At 59.6% G+C, this 16,299-nt stretch carries 14 protein-coding genes and 1 tRNA gene; 2 read left to right on the forward strand and 13 right to left on the reverse strand.

All coding sequences use genetic code 11. From position 1 onward, the window contains the following. Positions 1 to 33: 33 nt before the first annotated feature. From OBACDRAFT_RS23675 to OBACDRAFT_RS23715, 9 genes are all read right to left on the reverse strand, one after another. Positions 34 to 648, reverse strand: coding sequence for a carbohydrate binding domain-containing protein (locus tag OBACDRAFT_RS23675; RefSeq protein WP_043589536.1), 615 nt, complete (start codon positions 646 to 648; stop codon positions 34 to 36). Between the two features lie 33 nt (positions 649 to 681). After that, positions 682 to 2,595 carry a beta strand repeat-containing protein gene (locus OBACDRAFT_RS23680; protein ID WP_043589537.1) on the reverse strand — a complete coding sequence of 638 codons (1,914 nt, stop codon included), beginning with the start codon at positions 2,593 to 2,595 and terminating at the stop codon, positions 682 to 684. A 49-nt stretch (positions 2,596 to 2,644) separates the two neighbouring features. Beyond that, positions 2,645 to 3,298 carry a type II secretion system protein gene (locus OBACDRAFT_RS23685; RefSeq protein WP_043589539.1) on the reverse strand — a complete coding sequence of 218 codons (654 nt, stop codon included), beginning with the start codon at positions 3,296 to 3,298 and terminating at the stop codon, positions 2,645 to 2,647. A gap of 615 nt (positions 3,299 to 3,913) precedes the next feature. Then, entirely contained in the window at positions 3,914 to 5,482 is a 1,569-nt protein-coding gene (gene cobA / locus OBACDRAFT_RS23690) for a uroporphyrinogen-III C-methyltransferase (protein WP_052362492.1), read from the reverse strand. 163 nt (positions 5,483 to 5,645) lie between these two features. Next, complete coding sequence (locus tag OBACDRAFT_RS23695) at positions 5,646 to 6,626, reverse strand: hydroxymethylbilane synthase (protein ID WP_043589541.1); 981 nt, start codon at positions 6,624 to 6,626, stop codon at positions 5,646 to 5,648. 397 nt (positions 6,627 to 7,023) lie between these two features. Continuing rightward, complete coding sequence (gene ilvC / locus OBACDRAFT_RS23700; protein ID WP_043589543.1) at positions 7,024 to 8,055, reverse strand: ketol-acid reductoisomerase; 1,032 nt, start codon at positions 8,053 to 8,055, stop codon at positions 7,024 to 7,026. Between the two features lie 18 nt (positions 8,056 to 8,073). Then, on the reverse strand, positions 8,074 to 8,544 hold the full coding sequence (gene ilvN, locus OBACDRAFT_RS23705; RefSeq protein WP_043589544.1) for an acetolactate synthase small subunit: 471 nt from the start codon (positions 8,542 to 8,544) through the stop codon (positions 8,074 to 8,076). A 53-nt stretch (positions 8,545 to 8,597) separates the two neighbouring features. Continuing rightward, positions 8,598 to 8,674 (reverse strand) — tRNA-Val (locus OBACDRAFT_RS23710). Positions 8,675 to 8,729: 55 nt separating this feature from the next. Continuing rightward, positions 8,730 to 9,764 (reverse strand): aspartate-semialdehyde dehydrogenase, encoded by a 1,035-nt coding sequence (locus OBACDRAFT_RS23715; RefSeq protein ID WP_043589546.1) that lies wholly within the window; start codon positions 9,762 to 9,764, stop codon positions 8,730 to 8,732. A 25-nt stretch (positions 9,765 to 9,789) separates the two neighbouring features. Here OBACDRAFT_RS23715 and OBACDRAFT_RS23720 point away from each other — a divergent pair, with 25 nt between their 5' ends. After that, positions 9,790 to 10,323, forward strand: a complete 534-nt coding sequence (locus OBACDRAFT_RS23720; RefSeq protein ID WP_043589574.1) for a L,D-transpeptidase — start codon at positions 9,790 to 9,792, stop codon at positions 10,321 to 10,323. A gap of 67 nt (positions 10,324 to 10,390) precedes the next feature. Then, positions 10,391 to 11,941: a GTP cyclohydrolase II gene (locus OBACDRAFT_RS23725; protein ID WP_043589547.1), complete on the forward strand. Its 1,551-nt coding sequence runs from the start codon at positions 10,391 to 10,393 to the stop codon at positions 11,939 to 11,941. A gap of 214 nt (positions 11,942 to 12,155) precedes the next feature. Here the strand turns inward: OBACDRAFT_RS23725 and OBACDRAFT_RS23730 are convergent, their stop codons facing one another. The 4 genes from OBACDRAFT_RS23730 to OBACDRAFT_RS23745 form a co-directional block, all read right to left on the reverse strand. Then, on the reverse strand, positions 12,156 to 13,109 hold the full coding sequence (locus tag OBACDRAFT_RS23730) for an NAD(P)H-quinone oxidoreductase (protein ID WP_043589549.1): 954 nt from the start codon (positions 13,107 to 13,109) through the stop codon (positions 12,156 to 12,158). A 239-nt stretch (positions 13,110 to 13,348) separates the two neighbouring features. After that, positions 13,349 to 14,368, reverse strand: a complete 1,020-nt coding sequence (locus OBACDRAFT_RS23735; protein ID WP_043589551.1) for a Gfo/Idh/MocA family protein — start codon at positions 14,366 to 14,368, stop codon at positions 13,349 to 13,351. Between the two features lie 17 nt (positions 14,369 to 14,385). Beyond that, on the reverse strand, positions 14,386 to 15,459 hold the full coding sequence (locus tag OBACDRAFT_RS23740; RefSeq protein WP_043589553.1) for a Gfo/Idh/MocA family protein: 1,074 nt from the start codon (positions 15,457 to 15,459) through the stop codon (positions 14,386 to 14,388). Between the two features lie 27 nt (positions 15,460 to 15,486). Continuing rightward, positions 15,487 to 16,257, reverse strand: a complete 771-nt coding sequence (locus tag OBACDRAFT_RS23745) for a type I 3-dehydroquinate dehydratase (protein ID WP_043589554.1) — start codon at positions 16,255 to 16,257, stop codon at positions 15,487 to 15,489. Between the last annotated feature and the right edge of the window lie 42 nt (positions 16,258 to 16,299).

The raw sequence follows: 16,299 nt of genomic DNA on the forward strand, positions 1-16,299 counted from the left end.
GAATTACAAATTACGAATGATGGGGGGTGTCGTTTATTCGCGTTCGAGGATTACGTCGTCGAGCAGGATCGAGCCGCTGGCTTGCCATGCGAAGAGATTGAAAATGAGGAAATTCACGCCTTCGGGGATTTCCACGATGGTTCCCAGTTTCGTCCATTCTTGCGGGAGTGCGACGGGGGTTCCGGTTTTAGGTGTCGGCGGCAGGGAGGCGTAAGCGGTGCTGCCGTCGGCAAGGAGATAAAAATAACCGACCGGTGTTGGGTCTTTTCCGTCCTGAAAGGCGAGGCGGGCGAGAAAACCGTGGGTGCCGGGTTTTACCTGCGTGTCGGGGGTGGCTTTTATCCAGAGGGAAAGGCGGTAACGTTCGCCGGGGGCGACGCGCATGCCGCGTGTGCCGATGCCGTAGCGGGCAAATTGGGTGGAGCTGATTTTCGCGGCGATCTGGCCGGTGTGCGCGCCGTTGTCGGCGAGTTCAAATGTGGCTCCGGCGGCTTTGGCGTCGCCGGGAGCGAAGAGGCTCCAGCTTTGTTTCCCTTGTTCAAAGTCGCCGTTGGCAATCAGGTTTTTCGTGATCTGCGCGGCAGCGGGAAATGCGCCTAGCAGGAGCGTGGAAATGAAATACAGGACGAATGTTTTTTTGAGTTTCATGTGATGTGCGTCGGGGGGGGGGGGGGGGAGGGTTCAGGAGGTGCGGCGATGGCGGACAATGGCAACCGCGAATGTTACGAGGGCGGCAAGCGTCACAAGCATTGCTGGTTCGGGTACGGCAGTGGTTGTTATGCTGAGTTCGCCAGTGAGTTGGGAGAACGTGAAGGTGTTGAGCGCGTCGGAGGAAAGTCCGCTCCAGATGTTGCCGTTTTCGGTCAGGGCGATGGTTCCGTAAATGCCGGTCAGGGTGACGGAATCAAAGCCGTCGCCGGTGAGCGTGAGGCCGTCAAAAAAGGTGACGGTGCCAGTGGCAAGTGCGGCGTCGAGTTTGAGCGTAAGGTCGCCGGTGGCAGTGAATGTTGTATCGGCAGTTAAAATACGTCCGGTGTTGCTGCCGTTGTAACCGAGGGTGAGCGCGGTGCTGTTGTAGGCGCGTTCGGTGAGGTCGAGGATGGCCCCGGCTTGCACGGCAACGCTGGTGGCGGCGATGTTGGAGGTGCCGATGAGTTTCAGGGTGCCGCTTTGAACGTCGAGGTTTCCGATGGCACGGTTGGATGTGAGCGTGGAGGCAGCTCCGGCAGTGGCATCGGCATAGATGAAGGTGGAGCTGGCGGAGATCGTGCCGGTGCCACCGAGGTTATTGGTTCCGCCGGCTTGGGTGGCGGTGAGGGTTGTGCTGCCGTTAACATTGACAGCTGTCGCGACAGAGAGATTGAAGGTTTTGGCTTTGAGGGTGCCGTTGCCAGTGATGTTCCAGCTGGCGGTGGCGAGGCTGAGGGTGGCGGTGGTGGCGTCGAGCGTGTGCGCGTTGGTGTCGAGCGTGATGGTGGTGCCGGTGCCGTTGGAGCGTTTGAGGTCGGAGGTGACGGTGAGGTCGTCGTCGAGCTTAAGGGTGAGAGACGAGTCGTTGTCGGCCCAGAAGTTGAGGGTTCCGATTGTGCCGGTGCCGGAGAGCGTCTTGATGGCGTTGTTCGATCCGCGAACGGTGAGCGAGTAAATCGTTTGGTCGTTTTCGAGACTTTGATTCGCCGCGCTTTGGAGGACGACGCCCAGGTTGCCCGTAACGGTGACGGCGGAGGCGATCTTGTTTTCGGAGCCGCCAAGAATGAATTCGTTGGCGTTGTAGTTGACCGTTTGGATGGTGCCGCCATTGGCGGTGAAGTTGCCCGTGATGCGAAGGCGGGTGTCGGCTATTGTTGTGGTATAGGTTGTGTCGATGTTGGTGCTGGCCGAGTTGAGAACGAGAGCGCCGGAGTTCATCGTGACGTCGCCGTCGATGGAATAAAGGAAGCTGGTGAGAGTGTTGTCCGCTGTTTTGGCAACGAGTTGCACGGCGAGTGTGCCACCGTCAATGGTGAGTGGGGCGCGCAGGTAGATAGCTGAACCGGCGGTGGTGGATGCTTTGCGTCCGAATTCGAGGATGCCGCCGTTGCCGAGCGTGACGCCTGCGGTGGCGGTGAACACGGGGATGGTGGCGCTTGTGATGGCAGCGAAGTTGTCCCCGGCAGCCGAGGCGGTGTTGATGAAGAGGCGGGCGTGAGCGTCGGTCGCTGCGGAGATGTCGAGCGCGTTGGTGAGCGTGAGGGTGCGGCGGACTTCGAGCGTGTTGGTGGCGGCGGAGGTCTGCGCATAGGTGAATGCGCCGAGCGTGCCGGCGGCAGCGGCGTTGTAGATGATGGTGCGATTGGCGGCGGCGTCGCCGAGCGCGGCGGTGTCGCTTGCTCCGGGTGCGGTAGTGGAGGGCGACCAGTTGGCGGAGTTGGACCAGAGAGAATCGGTCGGGTCAGCCAGCCCGGTCCATGTGTGCGTGGGCTGGGCAATGGTCGGGAGGGCGGTAAGCAGGGTCGCAACGAGGGTTGCGACGAGGATAGCGCAGAAGTGAGTTTTCACTTGAGCGTTGAGCGTTGGGCGTTGGCTGTTGAGCACGGATTGGGATGATTTATTCATTGGATGTTCGAGGTTGATGGTTGGAGGTTTGTGGTGGAAAATTGGATACTCACGGAATCACGGAGTCGGTGCCGACGTGCCAGTCGAAATAGAGGACGTTGCGATGGCTGCCGTGAACGGGTTTGAGGGGGAGGGCGTCGCGTTTGGTGTCGTTGACGCCGTTTTCGTAATCAACATCGAGGAGCACTTTGGTTTGGGAGGGAACGTTGTAACTGGTGACAAAACCGTAAGTGCGGACGGGTTGGGTGTCGTCCTTCGGATACCCCATGGGGTAGGTTCTGTCGTTTTCACCCGGGCCGGTTTTAACTTTGCCCGCCAACTTATAGACAGCGATGTTGGGTTCTTTGGGATTCACCGCCTGTTTTAAGAGGAGGGAACAGAGGTAATTGTCAGGAAGTTTTCCTATGGCGCTTCGCAGGCTGATGTAAGGGGCGATGTATCCAAAAAGGTGTTCCTGGGATTCGAGAAGCATGTCGCGTTTGACAAAACCGTAGCAGGGGCCGGGGAGCTTGTCCCTGTTGTCGTTGACATACATCTGGATCGCCACGCCGTAGTTGCGGAGGGCGGTTTTGCACTGGGCGTTGGCAGCAGAGGAACGGACTTTCCCGGTCACGGGAATGATGATCGCTGCAAGGATGCCGATGATGGCGATCACGGTCAGCAATTCGATCAGAGTGAAGGCGGTGTGTTTTGGGTTTTTCATCGGTGTGAGACAGCCAGGGCAGGCGGAGCAAAGCTGGGAGTGAGTGTGAACGTGACAAACGCGGAGATCAGGGTCTGGAGGATGAGTTGGGTTGGCTTACGCTTGGATGGGATGGGTTTGATTTGTGGATTCGTCTGTCTAGGTCGCCTAGGACGGAGTTGGTTCAACGGATAAACAGAATTCGTTTTGCGCGCCGTTGTATATGCAGTCCCGGATGTCTTCTTGGCCAGTGGAGCTATCGGTGTTTATTTGTGTTTTCCGGCTGTTTTTCTGGAGGCCGAGGTGGGCAATCCTCCGGAGCATCTGCCGTTTCATCTCGTGGGATGCGACGCGTTCAATGCCATGCACATTGCATGCAAGTGGCTGTGGGAGTTGGATGGGCCAACTCTGCGTAAACTAAGGGGGGGGGGAGATTGCCCGCAGGGGATTACAACTGGTTCGTTCTGCAAGTGGTTATGGGACAGAATGCCGTTGGCGTTCAAAACAGCGAACAATCCAAGAAAATCTTTCCACCGAAAACGTCGAAGAACCAAAATAAACATCTCACGCGGAGGCGTGGAGCTGTCCTACAAGGCGCGGAGTTTTGTTGTTTGGTGCTTCGATCGAAAAAGGGTATCACTCGGCGAGGCGCTTCTGCATGGCAGCGATGAGTGAATCGAGGCTGGGTTTGCCTGCCTCAAAATCGACCGCCATGCCTGATTCGCGCATCGTGGCGCTGGTGAGGGCACCAATGCTCCCGGCCAGCGGATGGCGGGCGGTGGGGGCAAGTTGCAGGGCGGCGGCGTGTTTTGCGAACGACTGCACAGCAGAGGAACTGGCGAAGAGAATCGCATCGGCTCCGCGCTGGCGGAAGTCGTCGGCCACAGGATCGTTGGTGAGATCGGTGCGCTCGGTTTTGTAGAGCAGGAGGCGGTCAACGATGGCGTTGGCGGCTTCGAGTTTTTTGACGAGAATGTCGCGGTTAAGGTTGCCCGTCACGACGATGACTTTGGCGCTGTCGAGGCTGTCGGTTTCAATGAGAGCGTCGGCCAGCGACTCGCCGGTGGCGGAGGCGGGCATGCACTCGACTTTGATATGGTGCTTTTCGATTTCGCGCGCCGTGGCTCGTCCAACGCAAGCGAAGCGGAGCAGGCCGAGAGCGCGCACGTCGTCAAAGCCTTTGAAAAATTCTTCGAAAAAGAAGCGCACGCCGTTGGCACTCGTGAACACGATCCAGTCGTAGCTGCCGAGTTCGGTGAGAATCTCGACGAGACCGTGTTTGTCCACGTCCTTGCTGATGGTGATGAGCGGGAGTTCGATCACTTCGGCTCCGAGGGATTCGAGTTTTTCGCGCAGTTCGCTGTTTTGGTCGCGCGTGCGGGTGATGGCAACGCGGCGGCCAAAGAGCGGGAGGCGTTCAAACCAGTCGATGGTCTCGTGCTGGCGAACGGTCTCGCCGACAAAGATGATCGCGGGTGAGGCGAGTCCGGCTTCGGTCACGCGGTCGGCGAGCGTTGCGGCGGTGGCGACAACGCTGCGCTGGCGTCCGAGCGAGGCCCATTGCACGACGGCGGCGGGCGTGTCGGGCGCGAGTCCGCCGGCCTGAAGTTCGTCCATGATCTGGCGCAGGCGGCCCATGCCCATGTAGATGGCGAGCGTGGTGTTTTTGAGTGAGCCATACGCGCGCCAGTCGAGCGCGAGTTGATGTTTTTCAACGTCCTCGTGTCCGGTGAGCAGGAGGACGGCGGAGTTGCTGTTGCGGTGCGTGAGCGGGATGCCGACGTAGGCTCCAGCAGCGAGCGCGGCGGTGACGCCGGGCACGACTTCAAAGGGGATGTCGTGTGCGGCAAGCGTGCGGGCTTCTTCGCCGCCGCGTCCGAAAACGAAGGGGTCGCCGCCTTTGAGCCGCACAACGCGGCGTCCGGCGCGAGCGTGTTCGACGAGGATTTTTTCGATCTCGGTTTGGGGGACGGAGTGGAAGCCTGCTTTTTTGCCGACGTAGATGATCTGGCATTCGGGGCGGCACCATTTCACGAGTTCGGGATGGACGAGGTAATCGTAAACGAGGACGTCGGCGGTGGAGATGAGTTCCTTGGCGCGAAAGGTGACTAGGCCGAGATCGCCGGGACCCGCGCCGACAAGATAAACAGTGCCGGTGGCAGAGATGGGTTTGGTGGATTTGGTCGTGGTCGCTTGGTCGGTCATGGAAAAAAAGTTAACCACTAATGCACACTAATGCACACTAATGGGCACTAATGATAAAAAAATGGGTGTGTTGGTTTTTGAAATGATGGGGTTGTGGCATGGGGTTGTCATTTGTTTCCTGATACAGTTCTGGGGATTGGTCATTAGTGCCAATTAGTGTGCATTAGTGGTTTTGTTTAAAAAATCCGAAATGCGTGAGGATGCGTCGGGCGGTGCCGTTGGGATCGGCGAAGTCGGCAGGCGAGAGCGGGAGGCTGCGCAGGCCGATTTCTTCGTGGTAAAACCAGAGGGTGTCGTCGCCTGCATGGACGCCGAGGGCGGTCTGGCAGCCGCCGCCGAGGGCGGTTTGAAAGGCGCGTTCCAAGGTCACGGCGCGGGCAGTGCGGGCGTCGAGGTGCGGAGCGAAGCGGGGGGCGTCGGCGCTGCGGCACTGGAGGGCGATGGCGGCTTGTCCAACGGCGGGCACCATGTGTTCGAAGCCGAGCGGATGAAAGGTGAGTCCCGGCCAGCCAGTGATGCCGAGTCGGCGGAGTCCGGCGGCAGCAAGAAGGGTGGCGTCGGCAACGGGGGGGGGGGGGGGGGGAGGGAGGGATGAGGGATTACTCGTATCGGGATTGGCATGACGTCCGGCGAGTTTGTTGAGGCGGGGGTCCACGTTGCCGCGGATTTCGGTGAATTGCGCGTCGGGGAATAGCATCGCGATTTGCTGGCGGCGGCGGGGGCTGCTGGTGGCAATGGTGCGCGGGATGGCATCAGAGGCGTTAGCGGGGGGGGGGGGGGGGGGGAGGTCTTCGCGCAGGATGAGCACGTCGCGCGGGTCTTCGCGCGGGAGGTAGCCAGCAATGGTGAGGCCATCGGGTTGGTCACCGGGAAGGTCTTTGCAACTGTGCACGGCGAGGTCGGCGTCGCCGTTGAGGAGGGCTTGTTCGAGTTCGCGGGTGAAGAGTCCTTTACCGCCTTGTTTTTCGAGCGACCATGTGGCGCGTTGGTCGCCGGTTGTAGTGATTTTCAGGAGACGGATTTCGATGTCCGTTCCGGGCGCGGCGAATGTGGCACGCAGGTGCGCGGCAACTTGCTCCGCCTGGGCCAGGGCGAGCGGGCTTTTGCGTGTGGCGAGGGTGAGCGTAAGTGCGGGTGCGGGCATGGATTCAGAAGTTAACCACAGAGACACAGAGAGAAAATCACGGAGAAGAAAACTGCGGATGGAAATTGAGCGGCGTAGTGGATCAGAGTGCTTTTGAGAATTTTGTAGTCATCGCCTAACTGGTCTTTGCTTACCTGGTAGGGAGGCCTCTCCGAGGCCTCCGCTGTGCGTGGTGTGAGGATGCGAAACGCGTTGGTGTTTGGAGCGTGGTGGCGTGGTGGCGTGGTGGCTGGGAGGCGGAGAGGCAGGGGGGGGTGGGCGAGAAGCGGAGGCCTCGGAGAGGCCTCCCTACCGGGTAAGACAGCGTGTCTTTGTGGTTAATTCACTCCGTAAAAAAAGCACCGGCAGGCCGGATGCCTGGCGGTGCCTTGAGTGGTTCGCAACAAGCGGCGGCAGCTTAGTTGGCGTAGGATGCCTGCACGCCCTTGATGTTCTTCTTGGCCATCCAGGGCATCATGCCGCGGAGGTAGGCACCAGTCTTCTCGATCTGGTGTTTTTCGCCGTCCTTGAGGAGCTTGTTGTAGTTCTTGAGGCCGCCTTTGTATTCGGCGACCCATTGCTTCACAAACTTGCCGGTCTGGATTTCCTTGAGGATCTTCTTCATCTCGGCCTTGGTCTTGGCGTTCACAACGCGGGGACCGCGGGTGATGTCGCCATACTTGGCGGTCTCGGAGATGGAGAAGCGCATGCCGGCGATGCCGGATTCATACATGAGATCGCAAATGAGCTTCAGCTCGTGGAGGCACTCGAAGTAGGCCATCTCGGGTTGGTAACCAGCCTCGACGAGGGTTTCGAATCCGGCCTGAACGAGGGCGCTGGCTCCGCCGCAAAGAACGGCTTGTTCGCCGAAGAGGTCGGTTTCGGTCTCTTCCTTGAAGGAGGTCTGGAGCACGCCGGCTTTGGTGGAGCCAATGCCTTTGGCCCAAGCGAGGGCGGTCTTCTTGGCTTGCTTGGATTTGTCCTGCGCGACGGCGATGAGGGCGGGCATGCCTTTGCCTTCGACGTAGAGGCGGCGGACCATGTGGCCGGGGCCCTTGGGGGCGACCATGATGCAGTCGATGTCCTTGGGGAGCTTGATGAGGCCGAAGTGGACGGCGAGGCCGTGCGAGAAGACGAGGGTCTTGCCCTTGGTGAGGTTGGGCTCGATGTCGTTTTTGTAAACGTCGGCCTGCTTCATGTCGGGGAGGCCCACCATGATGACGTCGGCGCGGCGGACGGCCTCGGCGGTGTCAACGACTTCGAAGCCGTGTGACTCGGCGACAGGCTTGGACTTGGATCCTTTGTAGAGGCCGATGATGACCTTGACGCCGGAATCCTTGAGGTTGAGGGCGTGTGCGTGGCCCTGGGAACCGTAGCCGAGAACGGCGATGGTCTTGTTTTTGAACACGCCGAGATCGGCGTCTTTTTCGGTGTATACTTTGGCAGGCATGGTGGGTGAAAAGGTGTGTTAACGTTTTTGAGCGAGGACGCCGGTGCGGGCGATTTCGAGAATGCCGAAGGGCTCCAGGATTTTGAGAAACGCGGAGACTTTGCCTTCGTCGCCGGTGATTTCGATGATGAGCGAATCTTGCGAGACGTTGACAATCTTGGTGCGGAAGATGTCGCAAATCTGCATGATTTCGGAGCGGTTTTGGCGGGTGGCAGCAACCTTGGCCAAAACGAGTTCGCGGACCACGGCCTCGCCTTCGGTGAAGTCCACGACATCGACGACGTTGACCAGCTTGCGGAGTTGCTTGGTGGCGAGGTCGAGCGCGGCGTCGTCGCCCTTGAGGACAGCGGTGATGCGCGAGAGCCCGGAGTCGTGCGTCGGGGCAACGTTGAGCGAGTCGATGTTGAAGCCGCGACCGGAGAACATGCCGGCCACGCGGGCCAGGACGCCGAACTTGTTTTCAACGAGGACGGAGATCGTGTGTCGCATCAGTGTAGGTGGTGGTTTGCTGGAAAAAAAGCGGACTGTAATCGGAAGCGAGATGGTGGACGCTGAGGGACTCGAACCCCCGACCCTCTCGGTGTAAACGAGATGCTCTAACCAACTGAGCTAAGCGTCCTGAGAAAAAGTGAAAACGTGGACTAAAACGCGCAGCGCACGGGCGTGACAAGCTTTTAGCTTTTCGCCCCAAGCAGGCCCTCGCGGATCATGAGTTCGGCGTTTTGCACGGCGTTGAGCGCGGCACCCTTCCAGAGATTGTCGCCGCTGACCCAGAAGCTGAGGCCGTTTTCAAACGCCGTGTCGATGCGCAGACGACCCACGCCGCACTTCACCTTTTCGGCAAAATCGAGCGGGGTCGGATACTTTTTGTTCGCAACATCGTCCACAAGCACCGCGCCCGGGAATGCCTCGATGGCGGCACGAGCATCGGCGATGTTAACAGGGCGCTCGAACTCGGCGCTGACCGAGATCGAGTGTGCACGCACCACGGGAACGCGTACCGTGGTGGCGGATACTTTGAGGTCGGGCAGGCCCATGATCTTGCGACTCTCCTGCGCCATCTTGGTCTCCTCGCCGGTGTAGCCGGTCGCGTCGAACGTATCGATTTGAGGAATACAGTTGAACGCGATCTGATACGGATAAACCTTCTTCACCATCTCGCCGCCCTTCACGTGCGCCTGCACTTGGGCTTCGAGTTCGCGCACGGCCTCGGCTCCGGTGCCGGACACGGACTGGTAGGTGGAGATAATGACACGCTTCACGCCAAACTTCTGGTGCAAGGGCCACAGGCCCATGAGCATGATGGCGGTGGAGCAGTTGGGATTGGCAATGATGCCGTCGTGCTTGCGCAGCTTCTCCGGGTTGATTTCCGGGATGACGAGCGGGATGTTGGGTTCCATGCGCAGGGCCGAACTCTTGTCGATGACAAGACAGCCCGCCGCAACGGCGTCCTTGGCAAGCGCGCGCGTCACCGAGCCGCCCGCAGCGAAAAACGCCAGATCAACGCCCGCGAACACGCCGGGCTTGGCTTCTTCCACCGTGTATTTTTTGCCGCCGCACTCGATGGTCTTGCCCGCCGAACGCGCCGAGGCGAAGAGCCGCAGCGACTTCATTGGGAAATTCCGCTCTTGCAAAAGGCGGACCAATTCTTGACCGACTGCGCCCGTGGCGCCGACGATGCCTACTACTTCAACAAAACGATTATTCACGATGGTTAATCCTTGGGAAAAGGTGATGCAAACAGCCGCCCGTCTCGGCATCAAGCCCGCAGAACGGCTCCTCTCCGTATGCATCGAAACCCAGACCATGCAGTTTTTTAACAACTGCTCCCCCCCCCCCCCTGCCCTGCCCACGCTTGTGCGCAGCTATGTGATATCCACGTCTTTGCGTCCGCCGAGCAACATCAAGGACAGCCTCGGCACGCCGCGCGGCCTCCATGAAATCTGCGAACGCATCGGGGCCGGCCAGCCGCCCGGCATGGTGTTCAAGGCGCGCGTCCCCACTGGCCGCCACTTCTCCGAACTGCCCGACGCCGACCAGCGCCCCAACCTCATCACCAGCCGCATCCTTCGCCTGCGCGGACTCGAACCGGGCGTCAATCGTGGTGGCAATGTGGATACGTTTGACCGTTACGTTTACATCCACGGCACCAACCACGAGACCATCCTCGGCACGCCGCAAAGCCACGGTTGCGTGCTCATGGGCAATCTGGATATCGTGATGCTTTACGAAGAAGTGCGCGCCCGCGACTGGGTGTGGATTTACTGAATTTTTTCTGACGAACTGCCGAACCAAACCGAACTGACAACAGACAGGCCCATCTCTCGTTCTCGCCATGCCAGACACACCCGCCACACTCGCCAGCCTCATCGACTCGCTCCAGCACGGCGCGGGCGCGTTGCGCGCGCTGGCCGACGCGGCGGAACGCCCGGTTTATGGCACCACCATCTACCTCGCCACCTGCGCGCTCGACACGCGCTATGGGGCGTTTCGCGCCTACGTCTTTCAGGACATCACGGACAAACACTACATCCTCGCCCTCACGCACGGCGACATCTGCGGAGCCACCACCCTGCACACCCGCCTGCACTCCTCCTGCGTAACCAGCGAGACCCTGCGCGGCTGCGATTGCGACTGCACCCAGCAACTCGAAGGTGCCTTCAAAGTCATCGCGCAAAAAGGTTCCGGCATCCTCTTTTATCTCATGCAGGAAGGCCGCGGCGTCGGCTACTTTGCCAAAGCCCGCGACCGCATGCTCGTGCAAGCCTCGCAAGACCAGCTCAGCACCTTCGACGCCTATGCCGCCATGGGTCTCGCGAAAGACCATCGCAACTACGAAAACATCTCCCACATCTGCCACCTGCTCGGCATCCGCGCCTCGTTTATTCTCCTCACCAACAACCCCGACAAAATCGAAGCCCTGCGCGCCCAAGGCCTGCCCATCGCAGGCAGCGAACCGCTGGAGTTTGAGCCCGGTCCCTTCAACCTCGCCTACCTCACCTCCAAAGCCGCCAACGGGCACCAGTTGCAACGCCCCACCGCCAGCCGCGTCCACCGCGCCTCACCGCCCCAACCCGTTGTCCCCTTCCGTCCCCACGCGCTCGGCGACGCGCGCCGCTTCGTTTACGCCGCCAGTTATTTCCTGCCCATGACGCCCGTGGGTGACGACATCCTGCTCAGTGGCGAACAATTTAAAGAACTCTTCAGCCACCACTCCATCGAGCGCTGGATGAACGATCCCCTCCCCCTCGTCCGCGAATACCGCCGCATCCGCGGCAATCGCTATTTCGTCCGCATTCACGCCGCCAACCTCGCCGCCTTTCAAAAACGCGAACCCGCCCACCCTCTCGCCGCGCTCCTGACAACGCCCTACTGGTTTCGCGTTCATGCGTATTACGACATTGTCACCAACCAGGACTGGGTCGTGCTCACGCACGGCACGCCCACCCCCGACGACGCCCCCGTGGTGCGCCTGCACAGCGATTCGATTTTCAACCGCTTTCCCCTCCGCACCACCGACAACCGCGCCAAACTCAAACAAGCCGTCAAACACATCGTGACCTACGGCTCCGGCGTCATGCTCCTCCTGCACAACGACGGACGCGGCGCGGGCTTTGGTGCGCATGCCACCGACCGCATGATGACTGAAGCCGGCGCCGTCAGCACATCTGACGACGCCTATCGCCTGCTCGCCGTCGGTTACGACAGCCGCGACTACGACGCCGCCATCATGCTCCTGCGCCACCACCTGCCCAGCGAGCGTATCCAAATGGTCATGAACTCCCCCGAAAGCCTCGTCAAAAAACCCGAATACGCCGAGGCGCTCAACCGCCACCACATCGACGTGGAAAAGTGGATATTCCTCGAAGACGCCCCGCCCGCGTGACGCCGGGGGGGGGGGGGGGGCGGGTCTCCTGACCTATACGCGCTAACATGTTTCGTTTTTTTCTTCATTTTTTGATTCAAACCAGCCTTTTAAATCTAAAAATCGCTGTTTTCTGCTGAAATAATCTCAAGAAATGCGTGGCGATTGAAAAGATGTTAGCGCGTATAGGTCTCCTGACCCGCCCTCCTTGGTGAACATCAGTTCCTTAAGTTTCTCACAGCGTCAGGACGACTTTGCCGATGTTTTCCTGATTCTGGAGGATGGCATGGGCTTGCTCCGCTTGTGTGATCGACAGCGTTTTGTAGATGACCGGCTTGATTTTGCCGGAAGCAAATTTCCCCCATAACAAAGCTTCCAACTCGGACAAAATCTGCGCCTTCATCTCCGAAGTGCGGCTGCGCAACGTGCTGCCGATCAAGCGAAGGCCGCGGCGAAAGAACGCGTTCATGTCGATCTCCGTTTTCGCCCCGGCCAGCGTGGCGATCACGATCCAGCGTCCGCCTGGCGCCATCCTGATGACATTCGCCCCCAGTCCGGGACCAGCCACGCAGTCCAAGGCGATGTTGACCGGATGCTTTTCCATGACCGCCGCCAAATCGTCGCTCCGGCGGTTGACGACAATGTCCGCGCCGAGCTTTTGGACAAAGCGGGCTTTTTCCTCCGACCCCACCGTGGTCATCACCGCCGCGCCGAGTTCCTTTGCCAACTGGATGGCCGCAATGCCCAGTCCGCTGGCACCGGCCTGAATGAAAACCGTGTCGCCCGCTGTCATGCCGCCTTCGATACAAAGGTTCAGGTAGGACGTGGCAAATGCCTCCGGCAACGCCGCCGCCTCCGCCATCGACAGGCCCGACGGAACGGGCAGCGCCATGTCCGCAGGCACGGCCACTTTTTCCGCATAACCGCCGCCGCCAAGCAACGCGCACACCTTGTCACCGCGTTTCCAGCGTCCCTGCGCGGGAGCTTCGAGCACGACGCCCGCCACCTCGAGTCCCATCCATTCTGGCCAGCCAGGGGGCGGCGGATAATTTCCCTCGCGTTGCATGAGGTCGGCTCGATTCAGCGCGGCGGCGCGAACTTCGATCACGACTTCATTTTCGCGACGAACAGGGTCGGGAACTTCCGTCCAGACGAGGCGTTTGTTTGAATCAACAAGGATGGCATGCATTGTGTAATAGTTTTTTAGAACATTTTATTCAAAACTGTAGCCGTTATCTTAACGGTAGGGAGGCCTCGGAGAGGCCTCCGAAACCACGCTCCATCTACCTATGAATTTCGCATTCCCACACTACGCACGGCGGAGGCCTCGGAGAGGCCTCCCTACCAGGTATCAAATGGCTACAATTTAAATGAAACTGCTCTAACTACAACCGTGCGCACAGGGGGGGGGGGGGGAGGGGAGGGAGGTTAATGAAGCGGCAGGATGCCGGAGGCGGCGAGGAGAACCTTTTGCGTGATGCAATCGTGTTCGACCGAATACGGATTTTCGGATTTCCGGAGAACGAGCGCGGCAAATTCACGCAGTTGCGTTTCGTAGCGGTCGCGGATCACTCCAAAATTCAACGTGATGTCGCCTGCGGGGAAATTGCCCGCCACATCTTTCAGCGTCATTTGCAGGAGCAGAGGTTTCCCGTCAAAACGCTCAATGGGGACAATTTCAATGGTGCCGTTGGTGCCGCAAATCTTGAGCCGGCGTTTGGGCAGTCCGCCGACTTCCTTGCTGCACGCGTGCAGCGTCACCAGCGCGCGCGGATACTCAAGAATTGCCACGGCGTTGTTGGCCGTTGCCGCGGCGACGTCCGCAGTGGCGTTCAGGAACGGAGTCACGGCAACGGGCTCGTCGAGCATCGCCACGACGAAGTCAATCAGGTGACAGCCCAGATTGAACATGATGCCGCCGCGCAGTTGCGCGAGGTAGCCATTATACGGCTCGCCGCCGTAGTTGTGACTCATGCCGGCCTGCACCTCAAAAACATCGCCAAGCCAGCCCTGCTTCACGGCGTTGATGGCGAAGCGAATCGCCGGGTTTCCGCGAAACATGTAGCCCATTTGCAGGGGCACGTTTTTTTCCGCGCACCGTCGCCGGAAACGGGCAAAACGCTCCAAATCGTCGCCCGGCGGCTTGTCCAGGTGCATGGGCAAACCGCGTTCCAGACAGCGTTCCGCGACCGGCAGCAATTCCATGTTGGGAACCTCGACCGTCACGGCTTGCAGCCCGCGCATGTTCAAAACCCCGGCTTCCGTCAGCCATGTGGAATTGTCAAAAACCGGGTCGAGCCGATGGACGAAGCGCGCGGTTTTTGCGGTTTCGAGATCGTTCACCACACCGGCGATTTCAAAAATTTCCGGCAACAGGCGCAGGGTTTTCATTTTGCCGTTGGCGTGTTCGTGCGTGACGCCGATCTGCGCGATTTTGACACGTTGCATGTGAATTCCCTCCGCGCTCAGCCGAGCCAGTGAAACTGCGGGTTTTGTTGTTTGACGATTTCGGTGACGCGGACGACTTCCAGCGCGTCGGAGTTTTTCACGGGAAACGGAACGCCCTCGCGAAGCGCGGCGAAAAGATGCCGGGCGATTTCGATTTCGACCTGTTCCCACATGTTGCCCTCGGGTTCGACTTTTCGGGTTTCCTCAATCCACGGCAACGGCGGGTCGTTTGTCCACACTCCGCCCTGTCCCGCGCTGGCGGCAGCAGGCGCGAATTGGAATTCCGGGTCGAGATAACGGAGACGGATTTCCTTGTGATCCTGCCCGAAAGTGAGCGCGCCGCGCTTGCCATAAACCGTGCAATACGGCGCGTCGAGCGCGACGGCATTGCTGATTTCGAGTTCGGCGAGCATCCCATTTTCGCCCGTCAGCATGATGCGCGCGTAATCGTCGGCGTCGCCACAGGTCAGGATGCGGCGCAAGCAACTCCACACGTCGCGCACGGGCGAGCCGAGCCATTGCAAGGCCTGATCAATGATGTGCGGCGCCCAAACCATCATTTGCCCTCCGCCGCAATCGAGCCGCATTTGCCAGTCGTTGCGCCGCTGAAACCCGTGCGATTTGAAAATTTTCACCGCATGGATTTCTCCCAAAATGCCCGACGCGACGATGGCGCGCGCGTTTTGAAACGCCGGTTCAAAACGGTGATTATGCCCGAAAAAAAGTTTTTCTGGGTAAGCCTTGTCGAGACGTTTGAGCATCTCGAAATCCGCCGCCGTCACGCCGATTGGTTTTTCCAACAAAACCGTTTTCCCTGCGGCGAGCGCCTGCTGCGCATCGCGGGCGTGGCCGAGCGACGGCGTGGCAATGATGACCAGTTCCATTTCGGGCCGCGCGAGAAATTTCGCGAAATCCGAAAATGGTTTTCCTCCGAATTCTTGCGCGGCGTCGTGAGCGCGTTGGGCGTCAATGTCGCAAAACGCGACGGGCTGATACCGCTTGTGGTCTTTGGAAAAGACGCGGCAGTGCTGCTTGCCGATACGTCCAAGGCCGCAGACGCCAAATGGAACAGGGAGCGTGCTTGTATTCATGATTTTGTGACAGGATGGGGGGAAGGATTATGTGGCGTTGATGTTCCAGTGGAGGTTGTCCAAGACCGCTTTTACCGCGGTGATGGTTGGCTGGGAACCGGCGCCGCTTTCGTAACGTTGCACGGCGAAGAAAATGGATACGCCGAGCGTCGGTCCGAAAAACCGGTGCGGACGGGCAAATTTTCCGTTGCACAGATGGATGAACGGCACCTTCAACTCGCGCCTCAAGGCGAGCGTGGTGCGGATTGCTTCTTCCAGCTCTTGTTCAGTATCGGCGGTTTGGACGAGTTTCACCACGTCGGCTCCGCGCGCTTCCACGGTTTTCAAGTGTTCGATCACCTGCCCGGTGGAACGAAAACAGGCCATGTGAGAGGAAATAACCACATCGGCACCCTTGGCGTGGATGGCGTCAATCAGACGCATCTGTTTTTCGACGGCGGCGGGAGTGCGCGTGAGTTCGAGCGGCGACGGATCATACAAATCGCCCATCACATCGATCATCGCTGCGCCGGCATCGGCGGCGGTGAGCAGGAGTTCCTGACGCGCGTCGTCGTCGCGATTTTCCCATGCGTCCTTGCGGTAAAAACAAAACATGAATGGCAGCTTGACCGCCTCGATGATGCTTTGCAGGGACTCGCGGTTGCGAAATTCCGGCCTGAGTGCGTGCAGTTCGATCGCGACGCCACCCGCGCCGTCAAATTCGGAATTGGCCGCCTTGGCGATCAGTTCCCGCGGTGTCTCGCCACTGAAAAGCGATGTGATGACAGGGCGGCTCTGGTTCAGAAATGTCTTTTTCATTACATGTGTGCGTGAGGGGGGGGGGGGGGGGGAGGGGGGAAC

The sequence above is a fragment of the Geminisphaera colitermitum TAV2 genome, assembly GCF_000171235.2.
Taxonomy (GTDB): domain Bacteria; phylum Verrucomicrobiota; class Verrucomicrobiia; order Opitutales; family Opitutaceae; genus Geminisphaera; species Geminisphaera colitermitum.

Excerpts from the sequence above, each read along its gene's own strand:
- OBACDRAFT_RS23675 (WP_043589536.1), bottom strand. The coding sequence starts at position 648 with ATGAAACTCAAAAAAACATTCGTCCTGTATTTCATTTCCACGCTCCTG.
- OBACDRAFT_RS23680 (WP_043589537.1), bottom strand. The coding sequence starts at position 2,595 with ATGAATAAATCATCCCAATCCGTGCTCAACAGCCAACGCCCAACGCTC.
- OBACDRAFT_RS23685 (WP_043589539.1), bottom strand. The coding sequence starts at position 3,298 with ATGAAAAACCCAAAACACACCGCCTTCACTCTGATCGAATTGCTGACC.
- cobA (WP_052362492.1), bottom strand. The coding sequence starts at position 5,482 with ATGACCGACCAAGCGACCACGACCAAATCCACCAAACCCATCTCTGCC.
- OBACDRAFT_RS23695 (WP_043589541.1), bottom strand. The coding sequence starts at position 6,626 with ATGCCCGCACCCGCACTTACGCTCACCCTCGCCACACGCAAAAGCCCG.
- ilvC (WP_043589543.1), bottom strand. The coding sequence starts at position 8,055 with ATGCCTGCCAAAGTATACACCGAAAAAGACGCCGATCTCGGCGTGTTC.
- ilvN (WP_043589544.1), bottom strand. The coding sequence starts at position 8,544 with ATGCGACACACGATCTCCGTCCTCGTTGAAAACAAGTTCGGCGTCCTG.
- OBACDRAFT_RS23720 (WP_043589574.1), top strand. The coding sequence starts at position 9,790 with ATGCAAACAGCCGCCCGTCTCGGCATCAAGCCCGCAGAACGGCTCCTC.
- OBACDRAFT_RS23725 (WP_043589547.1), top strand. The coding sequence starts at position 10,391 with ATGCCAGACACACCCGCCACACTCGCCAGCCTCATCGACTCGCTCCAG.
- OBACDRAFT_RS23730 (WP_043589549.1), bottom strand. The coding sequence starts at position 13,109 with ATGCATGCCATCCTTGTTGATTCAAACAAACGCCTCGTCTGGACGGAA.
- OBACDRAFT_RS23735 (WP_043589551.1), bottom strand. The coding sequence starts at position 14,368 with ATGCAACGTGTCAAAATCGCGCAGATCGGCGTCACGCACGAACACGCC.
- OBACDRAFT_RS23740 (WP_043589553.1), bottom strand. The coding sequence starts at position 15,459 with ATGAATACAAGCACGCTCCCTGTTCCATTTGGCGTCTGCGGCCTTGGA.
- OBACDRAFT_RS23745 (WP_043589554.1), bottom strand. The coding sequence starts at position 16,257 with ATGAAAAAGACATTTCTGAACCAGAGCCGCCCTGTCATCACATCGCTT.